A 14,078-nucleotide genomic window follows, 5' to 3' on the forward strand; every position below is an offset into this window, starting at 1 on the left:
GACTGTCCAGATTGACGGAAAGAAATGTTATTGCGGGAATTTAGGTTGCTGGGAAACAGTAGCCTCCACTGAAGCGATCGTGGCCAGAGCAAATGAAATGGGATTCTCGCTTGTAGGGGATAGCAACAACAAGAAGTACTTGAGCATTCTGAGTTCATCTGAAACAGTTTTTGAACCTCTTTTGAACCAGATTGAGAAGAGTCTCGCTGTTGGTATAGTCAACATTGTGAATTCGCTTGATCCTGAGGTTGTCATTTTGGGCGGAGTGGCTTCGATGATTCCAGAGAACTCGTTGCGCAACCTGATAGATCTGGTGAATTCGAGAGTTCTCTATGCTACTGGTCAGAACATCAGGATAATCAGAAGTGTTCTACATGAAAAGGGAATGGCTAGTTCGAAAATGATAGGAGCTGCTCTACACATTATTGATAACAAGACAGCTGATTTCGTATAGAGGGAGTAGTATTATGACCACATACTTTGGAATAGACGTAGGAACGACTTCTGTAAAGGGAATCGCAGTTGATGAAAGCGGACATATTATTGACTCTTTTGTTTATCAAATAACGATGGAGACCCCCAGACCCGGATGGGCTCAACAGAATCCCGAGGTATGGTGGAATGCTGTTTCAGTTGTTTTGAGAGCTCTCGCCAGTAAGAATGGAGCCGATCCCTCTGCAATATCTGTTAGTGGACAGATGCATTCTCTCGTTGCGCTCGATGAAAATAATGATGTCGTTTATCCCGCGATCCTGTGGTGTGATCAGAGGACGGAGCGTCAGTGTTTGCGGATAACGGAACAATTCGGAGGAGAGAAAAAGATCATAGAGAGGTTCGGGAACCCTGTATTGACTGGATTTACGCTCCCAAAAATACTGTGGCTTGCCGACAACGAACCTTCGAGCTTCAAAAGAATTAGAAGGTGGATGCTGCCGAAGGATTACATCGTAATGAAGCTGACAGGAGCGGTTGCGACTGATTTTTCGGATGCGTCGGGAACTTCAATGCTGGATATCGATGGAAAATTCGATAGGCGAATCGAGGAGATTGCAGGTATCAGCTTCTCGGCGAATCCCGCTTTGATTGCATCAGGTGAGATTGCTGGAACAATCAATCACCCTTCACTTCCTGAGCTGAAAAACGTACCGGTCGTTATCGGCGGTGCGGACAATGCTGCGTCGGCTTATGGGTGCGGGGTTGAAAATCCAGGGGATGCGATGATAAGTGTCGGAACATCGGGGACAGTTGTTGCTCTGACCAAACAAGGAATTCCAGATGCAGAAGGGGGAGTTCATCTTTTTAGGCATGTAACAGGGGATGACTTCTATCATATGGCAGTGATTCTTTCTGCCACAAATTCGCTTAATTGGTTCAAAGAGAGATTTGGCGAAAGTCTTTCCTTTGAAGCTTTGGAAAACTTGGTCAGCAGAACGTCGGAAGGTTCCAACGGAGTAATCTTCTTGCCATACCTTAACGGCGAAAGAACGCCGCACCGAGATCCGAACGCAAGAGGTACCCTCTTTGGTTTTTCCACTTTCCACAGCGTTGGAGACGTCTTCAGGAGCATTTACGAAGGTGTGGGTTTTGCACTTAGGGAGGGAGCAGAACTGATTGAGAGTCTTGGGTCTGATCTCAGCAACGTGAGGATTGTAGGAGGGGGCTCGAGAAGCGATACATGGTGTCAGATAATTGCAGACAATCTTGGTAAAACGATCTGGTTGCCTGAAGTCGACGAGGGTCCGGCATATGGATCCGCACGACTCGCCGCTGGAGCTGTAGGGGTTGATTCGTCCTCATGGATCAGAATGAAGAAGGAGTATAGGCCGAATGAGAGAGCTAAGGAAGTCTATGACGGTGTTTTCGGCATATATAAGAATTTATACCGCAGCATAAAAGATAACTATAGAGAGATAAGCAAGTTGCAGGAAAGAATAGTAGATTGAATGGAGGAAGTGGAATGGGCATTTTCGACAAGATAGAGAAGATCCAGTATAAAGGGCCTGACAATCGTGATCCCACGGCTTTCAGTTTTTACAACCCTGACGAGGTCATATTGGGGAAAACGATGAGGGAGTATTTGAGGTTTGCAATTGCCTTCTGGCACACATTCCAGGGCGATGGACTTGATATGTTTGGGAAGCCTACAATGAGAAGAAGCTGGGATTCGGTACAGGATCCGATGACTCTCGCAAAGTTCAAGATTGACGCAGTCTTCGAACTCTGCGAGAAGTTGAGTGTTGACTTCTTCTGTTTTCACGATCGGGACATAGCACCTGAAGGAGAAACGCTTAGAGAAACCAACCGCAAGCTAGATGAGATTGCTGCTCACATTGCCGATCACCTGAAGACAAGTGACGTAGGTATACTGTGGGGAACTGCAAATCTCTTTGCCAATCCGAGATTCATGCACGGGGCAGCTACTTCCTGCGATGCCGATGTTTTCGCCTATGCCGCGGCTCAGGTAAAGAAGGCAATTGAAGTTACCAAGGAGTTGGGCGGCAAGAACTACGTTTTCTGGGGAGGAAGGGAAGGTTACGAAACCTTGCTGAATACGGATATGGGCTTCGAAATGGACAATTTGGCGAGGTTCTTCCACATGGCAGTCGACTATGCCAGAGAGATCGGTTTTGCAGGTCAGTTTCTAATAGAACCTAAGCCCATGGAACCTACGAAGCATCAGTACGATTTCGATGTTGCAAATGCATTGTCTTTCTTAAGGAAATACGGTCTAGAAGGGCATTTCAAGTTCAATGTCGAGGCTAATCATGCAACTCTTGCAGGGCATACCTTTCAGCATGAACTAAGATTTGCGCGGATCAATGGTTTGCTTGGAAGCGTGGACGCCAATCAGGGAGATTTGCTACTGGGATGGGATACGGATCAATTCCCGACAGATGCCTACTCAACTACCCTCGGAATGTACGAGATAATTAAGAACGGAGGGCTGAATCCCGGCGGCCTGAACTTCGATGCTAAGGTAAGAAGAGGTTCATATGAGGAGCGCGATCTTTTTGTGGCTCACATTGCCGGTATGGATACATTTGCTCTGGGGTTGAAGGCGGCTGCGAGACTGATAGATGAAGGGACTCTGGAAAGGCTTCTCAAGGAAAGGTACAGAAGCTTTGAGTCTGGAATTGGCAAGGACATCTTGGAAGGCAGAGCCAGTTTCCGATCACTTGAAGAGCATATTATCGACAAGAAGAACCCTCTCCCAGAACCATCAAATCAGGAATACCTCGAAAGACTCCTGAACTGGGCAATAATTGCTGCCGGCAATAGAAGTTGCTGACTTTCATAATCTCAAACGAGCGGCCATAACAGACCGCTCGTTTCTTTCAAGAGTATGAGAAACTGCAAGGAAAAGTTGAATGACCTATCCTTTGTTCAAAAATCGATTGTCTTAAGATCTTTGCAGGAAAGAAGACTATGAAGCTGTCCAGAATTAGGAGTCGTCTTTTCTCGATTGATCCTTATTCGCTGCAGGCGAAATACTGTGTGCAGAACATGATGCAAGAATAACCTAACATGGCAGTCAATTTAAGCAGCTCAAGCGGGGACTTAAAATCAAGAGAAGAAGAGTGGTTCATAGTTCCGACGCTGTGCGTCCAGGTTCTTGGTTAAGAACCGCGAAATGATCAGAGAGAGCGAGCGTCAGTAGTGTTCCTCGTAATCGAGAGCGAATATCAGATCCCATTATGTCATGTTCGTTTCACCTCATGGTTTTTGACGTTGACCAAGAACAAGGAACAGATTCTCGCTCTGGAACGAAGAACTGATTTTTCGTCGATACCCCTCTCGAGAGGGAATTGAAGAGCTCTTCAAGACCTTTCAAGATCCCAGATCCTTGCTTGAGCTCTTTTCTTTCCCCCTTCTCTACTCTCTGAGCAAATGGTCTGACCAAGAACAAAGAACAGATCCTTGCTCTGGAACGAACAACATTTTTTGCCCTCGGCCAAAGGAAAACCGTTCAACCGAAAACCAGTTTCTTTTGCACTTACGAACCCGCTACCTGCCACCTCCAACCACGGTCACGGTTCAAAAGAACCAAATCTTGAGTCAAGCTCATGCTGAGGATGTGAAGACATGTGATAGCCTGAGTTGATGTCATGAACTGTATTTGAAATCCCATTCCTCGCTCTCTTAGCGGTGAAAAGAAAACCGCAAATGGCTAATCGGTATTCCGATTATCTTTCCTTGCAGTAAACCCTGTCGGCTTCTACTGAAATGCCTTCGTCCTTTCTCCTTATCGGGGTAATTCTGCAGAGAATTTACATTCGATGAATTGATTTGTCTTTTGAGAAGTGAGAAGATCTAACCAGTGTGCTTGAGGAGGTAGTTGGTTTGATTAGCGGGTTACCGTTTGATGATCTCTACAGGAAAGCAAGTGAAATTCAGGAGATTTTGGATTCGGTTGAGAAGACAATTAGAAATGTCCGGCTTGAGACAGGTCTTAGGTGTCCGCCTTCTTGTCGGGAGTGTTGCAAGACTTCGGGTGATGCGATTCAAGTTACTGTCACGGAATTTCTTCCTCTTTCTTTGAGACTCTGGACTGAAGGAAAGGCCATTCAGTTGCTTGATCGACTTGATTCAGTCTACGACAGTGATCAGTGTGTTCTCTTCGAAAGTTCCTCGGCTTTATGTGAAGAGGGGGGATGCACCGAATACTCAAGCAGACCACTCCTCTGCAGATTATTTGGTTTTTCTGGAATTGTAAACAGATCGGGACAGGTGATTCCCGTGGTTTGCAGGCACATGAAAAATCACTATCCACTATCTGTGAACAATCTTTTTGAAAAACTTTCGAACGGGTTGGAAATCCCGGTTTTCGCTGATTATTCGAGCCAGATTAGGGGAATTGACCCATATATGGGCGCAAAAGCTTTCCCAGTCAACTTAGCGTTGAGGAGGGCCCTTGAATATGTGGGGATGAGATTTGACTTCACTGGAAGAGGTTACGACAGAACTGCCTGATCTTTCAGTTAGTCACTCGATAGAAGTATCAATAATGAAATTCCGGTAGTAGAATTCTCTTAAAGAAGTCACGAGATCTGAGACCGTGATAACTTGGAGGTGTACGTATGAAAAGATTGTTTTTTATGCTGCTTATAGTTCTTTGCGCTGCAACACTTATGGCGCAGCTTGGACTTAGGACCCTTACCCCTGAACCGACCGAAACAGCAGATGCCACCGAAGCTGAAGTGGATTCTCCTGATTCAGAAGGACTTACTACTCTGACTCTACGAACGGTTGATTCTCTACTAGCAAGTTTCAGAGAGGGATGGAAAGCTCCAGAGGACAACACCTGGAAGGTCGAATTGATAGGTCCTACAGAGATAATGATACCAGGAGATTTCTCGATTTTTCAAGAGAAATCCGGCTTGAACTACGACGTTCAGGTATATGACAAAGACGGATTGCTGTTTGGTAGACTTTTTTTCTACCAGCTTGAATCCTACGAACGAGATGAGCTGATCCAGGCAGTGGTCACTTCTTTGTATGGCGAGAACGCTTCGACTGAAAATAGATACGAGGAGACTGCAGAGCTAGACAGTGGGCTCGTCGTGTATCTGGCATCTCTTAAAGTGAGATCAGAAGTAGATTACCCGTTTGTTATCGTGTATTATCCGTCCGAAGAGGTTGAAGTAACTGAGCCTGGCCCTGTTACAATGTTTGTTTTCGAACCTACAAACTATTCAGGTGCCGATCTTGAGAGAGCCAAGGAGATCATCGCTGGAATTGTGGGAAGCTTCATTGATGAGGAAGAAGAGCCTGAAGAAGTAGTTGTCGTGCTTCCACCGGAAGGAAAACAACATACCGATCCTTTCATAAGAATGGTTGATTCATTGCTCAGTGAAGACGACATAGAGCTCTCCGTCGATGATTGGATAGAGGTTAATGGAGAATATTTCGGGTTCATGATGCCCCCGGAGTTTTCCGTTGAGTTCTACTTTTCAGATACTTTTGAAGTTGCCGATCTGGGACTGCGTGGAACGATTGTAGGAAAGGTCTTTGTCGGTGAATCTCCTGAGGCATTGTATACGAACGAAGTGCTGGACGAGTTTGTCTATACGTACCTTGGTGGTTTCGGGGACTATGAGATAATCGATGAATATGCTGGCCACATAGATGGGGAATCTACCATAAGCATCTTTGCTCTAGACTTTTCAGGGCAGCTCTGTTGGCTCGCTCTCTTCTCTGAATCCACTGATGCCGATATGTTTGGTCCCGGAGAATACTTTGCACTCGTAGCTCTCGCCGATTCGGAGGACGCTTTTACCTGGGCAGAATGGTACACTGGCATCCTTGCAACATTGGACTTCTAGTTTTTCCTTCACCAAAATAGATGTTTCTCTGGGAGACGCTGAAGCAACAGAAGCGTCTCCTTGTTTCTGAAAGAAAGTTCTACTTCATTTACCCGAATGGTCCTCGGTCACTTCTTCATCAGTAGCAAATAGCCACTGCAGGAATTGAACAAAACCGCTTCCGGCTGACTTAATTGTCGTCTTCAATGCGTCAGCGGCGGTCTTGGCGTCCTCCTTGTATACGGCAATAGCTGAAGAGTTCTTTGCATTGCTCTCGAAGGACTCCAGTCTTTCCTTCAGTTCCGCGACCGTCGCTTTCTCCTCGCCAAGTTCTCTTTCCAGCCTCTGGTTCTCTTCTTGAAGGCAGGCTATCTTATCTCGAAGTTCTGCCAGTTCTTCAGTAACGTAAGTATCAGTATCCTTTAGTACAACTGCTCTATGGGCAGCTTCAACAACCGTGAAGCCTTTGGAAGTGTAGTTCGGCATTTTCTTGACAATCTCGATTACATCTTCGTTGACTTCATCAATAAGCCCTTCTTCAATCAAGACTTTCACGTAATTTCTTACTGTTTCATACTTGATTCCACTTGCCTCAGATAGTTCTTTGAAATTCACTCCAATCCCCCCAGCAAAAGCTTCTTAATCAACATATTGAGTATATCAGAAGATAGAAGGGCAGAGCTGATTTGGATAGACTTCTAATCATCGAAGGTACTTGATGGCCATCCATTTGATATCATTGATAAAGCCAATAGCAAAGCGAGGAGATAGAATGAGGAAAATAATAGTGATAATTGTTCTATTAGTGGTCTCAATAGGCACACTGATGGGAGTCTTTATGGAAGAGGAACTTACCGCCCAGCAGTTTGGCTTCTCCGGAGAGGTCAACACTGTCAAAATAGAGATTGTGAAATTGGGAGCCGAACTCATGATTTCTGATCCAGAAATACTCACCTTCAATCGGGCTGGTTTTTTGGTCTCCAGAGAAACTGACGGAGCAAGAACAAAGTATACATACGATGATCTGGAAAGGTTGATTACAAAGGAATTCGTTGATGAAGAAGGGTCTGTTTTCCAGAGAGTGGATATCTACTATGATGGAGATTTCTACGATGCGGTTGCCTATGACGAGTCAGGTATTGAACTGGAAAGAACTCGCTACTGGTATGATACCGATGAAAGAACTCTTGTTTTTTCAATTTTGACGGAGACAGGAGTTTCGACAAACACTCTCTTTTTTGATGAAAGCGGGAGAAAGCTTGAAAGCTATTCAATAGTCAGGGAGAATATTCCCGAACTCGAAACAGATGTTTACATTGTTGTTGAAAGCAAGTTTTCCTATGACTCATACGGGTCGCTTAATGGCGAGAGGATGATAGTCAGGATCAGAAAAGAAGGTCAAGAGCAGGCAACGGAATATCGTAAGAGGGTGGATATTCTATCAAGAGATGAGAAAGGCAATCCAGTCCGGGAATTTCATAGAACGGAGTTTCTCGATGGTTCAAATCCTCCCGAAGAATTCATCTACTCAAGAGAATTCTCATATTATTGATTCATCAAGCAGGGTAACAATTGTTACCGACATCGCTACGACCGTGACTGTAAGATATTCATGTCGACAAAGGAGGGATTTTCTTGTTCTGTTTTCAGTGTTCCGAAACGATGAAGGGAACAGGTTGCACGGTCAAAGGTGTTTGTGGAAAAGAGCCAGAGGTAGCGAATCTTCAGGATTTGCTTATATGGATTCTGAAGGGAATTTCGTATTGGGGAGTCAGAGCTCGAGAAATCGGAGTGACAGACGTAGAGACAGGCCTATATGTTGCGGAAGGTTTGTTTACAACGATCACTAATGTCGATTTTGATTCCGAGAGCCTCGGTGAAAAGATTGAAAGGGCGCTTGAAGCAAGGGAGAGAATCGAACGGCTTTTCAAAGAGGGCTTCAGAAGGAAGCATGGGAAGGATTTCGATGACCCGGTTCCCGAAGCCTGCACCTGGAAGCTATCCGGTGGGCTGGAAGTGTACGAAATGAAAGGTGCTGAGGTTGGAGTACTAAACACTTCAGACGAGGATATTCGGTCGTTGAGGGAGCTTCTAACATACGGGCTCAAGGGAATTGCCGCATATACCGATCACGCGTACATTCTAAAGCATTCCGACAACTCAATCCTCGACTTCCTACAGGAAGCGCTTGCAGCCTGTCTTGACGATTCGCGCACGGTTGATGATTATGTTTCTCTGGTTCTCAAAGCAGGCGAATTTGCAGTGAAGGCAATGGCTCTGTTGGATGAAGCAAATACCGGGAGTTACGGAAATCCGGAGATCAGTTCAGTTTTCACAGGCACGGTTGAAGGACCGGGAATTCTCGTCAGCGGACATGATCTTCTTGATCTCGAAGAGCTTCTGAAACAGACTGAAGGAAAGGGAATAAATATCTATACTCACGGTGAAATGCTTCCCGCAAACGCTTATCCTGGATTGAAGAAGTTCTCTCACCTGAAAGGCAATTTTGGGACCTCCTGGTATAATCAGCAAAAGGAATTCGAAGAATTCAGGGGTCCAATTCTTATGACCACTAACTGTATTCAGAAGCCGAGGGAGTCTTACAAGGAGAAGATATTTAGTACAGGTCTTGTCGGTTGGCCCGGAGTGGCTCACATACCAAACAGAGTAGATGGAAAAGAGAAGGATTTCTCCCCGATCATTGAAAAAGCTCTTGAGATAGCGGATATTGGTGCAAGACCAGGCAAGAGTATCATCATAGGTCTCGCTCATGACCAGCTTTCGAAAGTCTCTGACAAGATAATTGGTGCGGTTAAAGCCGGTGCAATAAAGAAGTTTGTGGTGATGGGCGGTTGCGATGGACACTCTAAGGAGAGACAGTATTACACAGACCTTGCTGAGAAGCTTCCGAAAGACATGATTATACTGACCGCAGGTTGCGCAAAGTACAGGTACAACATGCTGGATCTTGGCGATATTGGAGGCATCCCGAGAGTCGTAGACGCAGGCCAGTGCAACGATTCATATTCGCTGGTTGTGACCGCTCTGAAACTCAAGGAGGCTTTTGGCCTTGAAGATATCAATGATCTGCCGATCGAGTATGACATTGCCTGGTATGAGCAAAAAGCTGTAGCGGTACTTCTTGCGCTTTTATATATGGGTGTAAAAGGCATTCGCCTGGGGCCGGTGCTGCCGGCTTTCGTATCACCTAATGTCTTGAAGGTACTTGTTGACAATTTTGATATAAAGCCGATCAAGACCGTTGATGAGGATCTTTCCGCAATTATTGGTTAGGCAAAGTGTTTTTGAAGAAACTGACTACCTTCTCTGCGACTTCCAACATTGAAGGTCTTATCTCTCCTCCGTCGGGCACTAATCCGTGCCCGGCGTTTTCCACGATGATCAACTCCGCACTAGTTCCTTTCTCTATGAGCTTTTCGAACAAACGGACTGATTGATAGGGAGGTACAACGGCGTCTTTGTCTCCCTGAACTATAAGAAACGAAGGGGAATCACTTCCGACATATGAAGTAGGACTGGCCTTTTTGAGGACATCTTCTTCGATGCCGAAAATTAACTCGGCCAGCTCTTTCTCAATCCCTGTGAACAGTGCTTCCAGGTCCGTCGGGCCATACAGATCCGCAACACAGATCAGTTTCTCACTCTGATCGGAGAATTCGTCACCTGAAAACAACCCTTTGTCAGCGGTTAGGGCAGCAAGAGCTACCAGGTGCGCCCCCGCACTAGTTCCAAAAGCTCCAATTACGGCCGGGTCGATCATGAATTCAGAGGAGTGCTTTCTTACAAAACGGACAGCAGTTTTGACATCGATTATCTGGGAAGGAAACTTCCACTTTGGTGCAAGCCTGTAATCTATAGAGAAGACTACGAAGCCCGCTCTGATGAGTTCGCTAACAACAACTACTCCGGGACCGCTTCTCTTATCGCCTGTAATCCAAGCGCCACCGTGCACATACAATATGCCGGGTCTCGGAGAATCTATATCGTTGGGTATGTAAATGTCCATTGTGAGAGTCTCTTCGCCTGCCCGAGAGTAGATGACATCTTCTTCGAATCTATAGTCAATTACCGATTTACCGGAGGAATCAACTTCAAGATTCTTCAGATCGAAGTCTTCGCTGCTTCTCGAAGCCAGAAACAGCTGTTCAACCAAATCGGCAAATACCCTGATCTCCGAAAACGGTGATCCAGCAAGACCAACATAGCAGACCAGACAGAAAACTACAATTATCAGCGTCTTTCTAGTCGGACTCATTTCGTGAGAGCGTCTCCCTTCAACAATTTCTCGAATCTAAGGAAGAATGTTTATTATTCCTAGAGCAATAGCTGCCAGAGATGAAATCACTGCGACCGTCAACCAGATGTTGTTCGTCCTTCTCAGTGAAGCAACCTCTTGTGCTGTTTCTTCTCTGGACTTATTCACAAGCTCTTCAGCGATAGCGATGATCTCCTCTCTTGAAACGACTCTCGCCTCCAAGTCCTTGGAGAGTGAACTGAGATCTTCCCTGACTCTTGCAAGTTCTTCCTTAGTTCCGGACAGATCATCCTGAAGTCTCTTGATTGTCTTCAAATTGCTGTCAATTGCAGCAACTGATCCGTCGAAATTTCCTTTCATACTATCAAGGTCTACTGAAACGTCTTCAAGAGAATCTTGAAGAAGCCCGATTGATAGGCTCAGCTCTGTCAAGGCGCTCCTGAGTTCAGCAAGATCACCATGAACAGTGGTTATCTCTTCCATGAACTCGCCACGAGTTTCTTCAAAGTCTTCTATTGATACTCCTTCAGGAGGAATCGATTCTCTCAGAGTCATCAGATCCGAGTTGAATCTCACAAAGCCTCTTGAAAGACTGTCGGCAATTTCCCGCAATTCAAGTATCTCTGTCTCGACTTCTTCCATATCAATTGCTCCCGTTCCAAAAACACCGACTTCAAGGTTATCAACCTTTTCCACAAGGTTTGAAATGGTATTTTCTACTGAGGAGAACGTATCCTGAAGATTATCCATTCTGTCGGACAGATTTCTTGTCGTTGATTCGGAGGCAGTAAGTCTTGCTCTGATTTCTTCGATATCGTACAGAGAACCCTCGGCCTCCAATAGTCGCGCTTCAACATCTGACAATATTTCAGACATTGAACTCATTTTCTCCATCTGAGAAAGAGCGGTCTCAGATACGTAAACAGAAAGTTCCTCCAGCTCTGAAGACACTTCTTCCAGTTGCGCACCGTTAATCGAAATGTTCTCTATATTGCTCTCGACGGATACTTCGGCAGCCGCCAATCGATTTGTCAAAGAGTCGATTCTGTCGCCCAAGTTTTCTCTGACTGAGACTACTTCATCAGATTGAGCAGCAATAGACGTCCCGAGTTCTTCCAGTCTGGTTTCAGCGGCATAAAGCCCTGCACCAATTTCATCTATCTTCACCATAATTGATGAAATCTCCTCGGAATCAGCTTGTTTACGTGCAGCTTCCTCAAGCTCTGCTAACTGGGTCTGAAGATCTTGTACTGACGCTTGAAGCCTGCTCTGAGAAGCAGCCAGTGTTTCAATCCTGGAGATCTCGTCGCTCCAGTCTGCAAGAGAAGAGTAAAGACGGTCAAGAGAATCGCCAAGCTCTTCAAACTCTATCCTTCTTACAGGATTATCTACTGAGGATTCTTCGAGTGCAGCAATTCGATTCTCCATACTCAACGCGAACTTTTGAACATCAAAGGCGCCTTGATCTACCATTGCCTTATATTCAGCCAGCGCAACTTGTGTATCAAGGAATAGAGTATTCAATCTCCTGAACTGCAGATTGAGCCCTTCGACATTGTCCTGCAAGAAGTCTAGTCTGTCATTCAAGTCGGCTATACCGACTACAAGAGAACCATAATCATCTTTTGCCTCCGAATCTGATGCCGAAACCGTCTCTTCGAGAGTCACCGGCGCCATTTCAACTAGTCTGCCGGGTTCAGAAGTCTTGACTCTCCATGGAAGCAGAATCTGCTGTATCCTAATGTCCAGGAAATACTCATCTATTGGAGTTTGCGAGGTTAGAACAAGAACGCCTCCAGAAGGAAGCGAGAAAGGTGGTTCTAAAGGCGTGGACAAATCTTCAACTTTGTAGATTTTATGAACGATTCTCTCGTTGCTTTTGGCATCGATAATCAAGACGCTATTCACTTCGATATCCATGACTCTTGTAGACCGGACTATGATTATTCCCAGCAGATTCTGGTCCTGCGTCATTTTGACTTCAGAATCAGTAGCGGCATACGTTGGCACAAAACGCGCATCAAAGCCAGCTCCAGAGAAAGATACAAAGGACTCACTCCTTGATAGAAGGGTATTTAACAGCTCATCGTACTCTTGGGCAAGCGCCAAGAACGATACGAGTAAGATAATAATCAGAAGAACTCTCCTCATAACCATACCTCCTGCGGGACGGGCTTTCGGCCAGAAATATTTCTCATTGTAACCGCTGTCCCAAATCACGGCTTTTGTCAAGAATTCTGACCTTCCTCTACTGATAAGTATAACAATGGGAACGACATAATTCAGCATAGAATCTGCGTGAGTTCCTAGATCTCTGCGAAATCCCAGATCTTTCATGGTCTGGTCGCCCAACATAATGATGGGAATTTCGGAAAACTATGCATGTGGAGATCTCGGCCTGCAGTCATGCATAGATCGTTGCCGATTCGATGAACCGTTCTGGACTGTGATATACTGTAAGTGAATTCTTCTCGGGGTGTTACATTGGCAAAGCGACCAGATCGAATAAACTTCATTGATGAACGGATAGTCTGGATTGATGTAGCCAGAGGCCTACTGATGGCACTAGTGGTGATGTATCACACTCTTCCTCCACAGATTGTTGCAAATCTCATAAATCCTGCCGCTTGCACCTTTTTCTTCCTTTCAGGATTGATATCGAAGGAAGGAACGCTCAGAACGAGCCTTTTGAGAAGATTTAGACAATTAATTGTTCCTTACTATACAATGGCCTCGGTAAACATATTGATCTGGCTGGTTGTGAAGATGATCGTGACAAGAGATGAGCTTAATTTCATGCTGGTTGATGTAGTTCTGAATGTTCTAACAGTTAGAACTGCCGTTGGAACGATTCCGGTAAACATTATTCCTTTGTGGTTCATTCCGGCCGTTTTTGTTATGGAGATTTATTACTCAGTTCTCAGTAAATTGCGGATCCTTCCAGTAGGCATAGCGCTGGGCTTTGCGTCGATGTTCTTCCTCTACGGATCGCTTCCTTTCAAACTCGACGTTGCGCTGGCAGTCCTGCCGTATTTTGCGATGGGAAAGCTTGTGAAATCTCTCGGGATATCGACACGAAGAGTCCCCGTCATTATAACAATCGTTGCATCTGTCTTATACTTGATCGTCGCTGCGTTTTGTAATGGGGTATATTTGATGGAAGACTATTTCGGTTCATCGCCCTCTCTGTACATATTTGCTGCCTTAGTCGGAGTAATTGCAATCTCCGGAATTGCACAACTCATAGAGAAGCATGCGCCCTTGAAGCGGATCTTTTCTCTCTTTGGGAAACGGACCCTGTTTGTGCTGGGGTATCACATAGTTGCCGGCTTTCTTGTTTATCCAATTTTTGATTTTTTTGGAGATCCAATTGAAATCATGGAGAGATTCTGGTACGTATACTGGTTTATCAACATGACTGTTGTTTTCATGTTGATAAGATTCCTGCCGGAACCCGCAATAACAATCTTGTCAGGAAGCTTTTTGGCGAAGCGGAAAGC

Annotated in this window: 11 protein-coding genes; 8 read left to right on the plus strand and 3 right to left on the minus strand. The window is 45.3% G+C overall.

Going from position 1 to position 14,078, the window contains the following annotated elements:
* The 5 genes from ENN47_03265 to ENN47_03285 form a co-directional block, all read left to right on the plus strand.
* The coding region (locus ENN47_03265; GenBank protein HDP77202.1) for an ROK family protein at positions 1 to 454 on the plus strand (454 nt) is incomplete at its 5' end.
* A gap of 13 nt (positions 455 to 467) precedes the next feature.
* Positions 468 to 1,943, plus strand: coding sequence for a xylulokinase (gene xylB / locus ENN47_03270; GenBank protein ID HDP77203.1), 1,476 nt, complete (start codon positions 468 to 470; stop codon positions 1,941 to 1,943).
* Positions 1,944 to 1,957: 14 nt separating this feature from the next.
* A complete protein-coding gene (gene xylA / locus ENN47_03275) occupies positions 1,958 to 3,289 on the plus strand; it encodes a xylose isomerase (GenBank protein HDP77204.1) in 1,332 nt (443 codons plus the stop codon).
* Between the two features lie 1,055 nt (positions 3,290 to 4,344).
* Complete coding sequence (locus ENN47_03280) at positions 4,345 to 4,971, plus strand: YkgJ family cysteine cluster protein (protein HDP77205.1); 627 nt, start codon at positions 4,345 to 4,347, stop codon at positions 4,969 to 4,971.
* 107 nt (positions 4,972 to 5,078) lie between these two features.
* Positions 5,079 to 6,323: a hypothetical protein gene (locus tag ENN47_03285; GenBank protein HDP77206.1), complete on the plus strand. Its 1,245-nt coding sequence runs from the start codon at positions 5,079 to 5,081 to the stop codon at positions 6,321 to 6,323.
* A gap of 84 nt (positions 6,324 to 6,407) precedes the next feature.
* On the opposite strand, the gene ENN47_03290 is transcribed toward ENN47_03285, so the two are convergent.
* Positions 6,408 to 6,923, minus strand: coding sequence for a winged helix-turn-helix domain-containing protein (locus ENN47_03290; protein HDP77207.1), 516 nt, complete (start codon positions 6,921 to 6,923; stop codon positions 6,408 to 6,410).
* Positions 6,924 to 7,074: 151 nt separating this feature from the next.
* Here ENN47_03290 and ENN47_03295 point away from each other — a divergent pair, with 151 nt between their 5' ends.
* Entirely contained in the window at positions 7,075 to 7,854 is a 780-nt protein-coding gene (locus ENN47_03295; protein ID HDP77208.1) for a hypothetical protein, read from the plus strand.
* Positions 7,855 to 7,937: 83 nt separating this feature from the next.
* Positions 7,938 to 9,596 (plus strand): hydroxylamine reductase, encoded by a 1,659-nt coding sequence (locus ENN47_03300; protein ID HDP77209.1) that lies wholly within the window; start codon positions 7,938 to 7,940, stop codon positions 9,594 to 9,596.
* Here ENN47_03300 and ENN47_03305 read toward each other — a convergent pair.
* Positions 9,586 to 10,578 carry an alpha/beta hydrolase gene (locus tag ENN47_03305; GenBank protein HDP77210.1) on the minus strand — a complete coding sequence of 331 codons (993 nt, stop codon included), beginning with the start codon at positions 10,576 to 10,578 and terminating at the stop codon, positions 9,586 to 9,588. The two genes, ENN47_03300 and ENN47_03305, sit on opposite strands and share 11 nt — an antisense overlap.
* Before the next feature lie 36 nt (positions 10,579 to 10,614).
* Complete coding sequence (locus ENN47_03310) at positions 10,615 to 12,729, minus strand: hypothetical protein (GenBank protein HDP77211.1); 2,115 nt, start codon at positions 12,727 to 12,729, stop codon at positions 10,615 to 10,617.
* 408 nt (positions 12,730 to 13,137) lie between these two features.
* Here ENN47_03310 and ENN47_03315 point away from each other — a divergent pair.
* On the plus strand, positions 13,138 to 14,078 hold a 941-nt coding region (locus tag ENN47_03315), incomplete at its 3' end, for an acyltransferase (protein HDP77212.1).

Origin of the sequence: Mesotoga infera (assembly GCA_011045915.1) — a bacterium.
Classification (GTDB): Bacteria; Thermotogota; Thermotogae; order Petrotogales; family Kosmotogaceae; genus Mesotoga; species Mesotoga infera_D.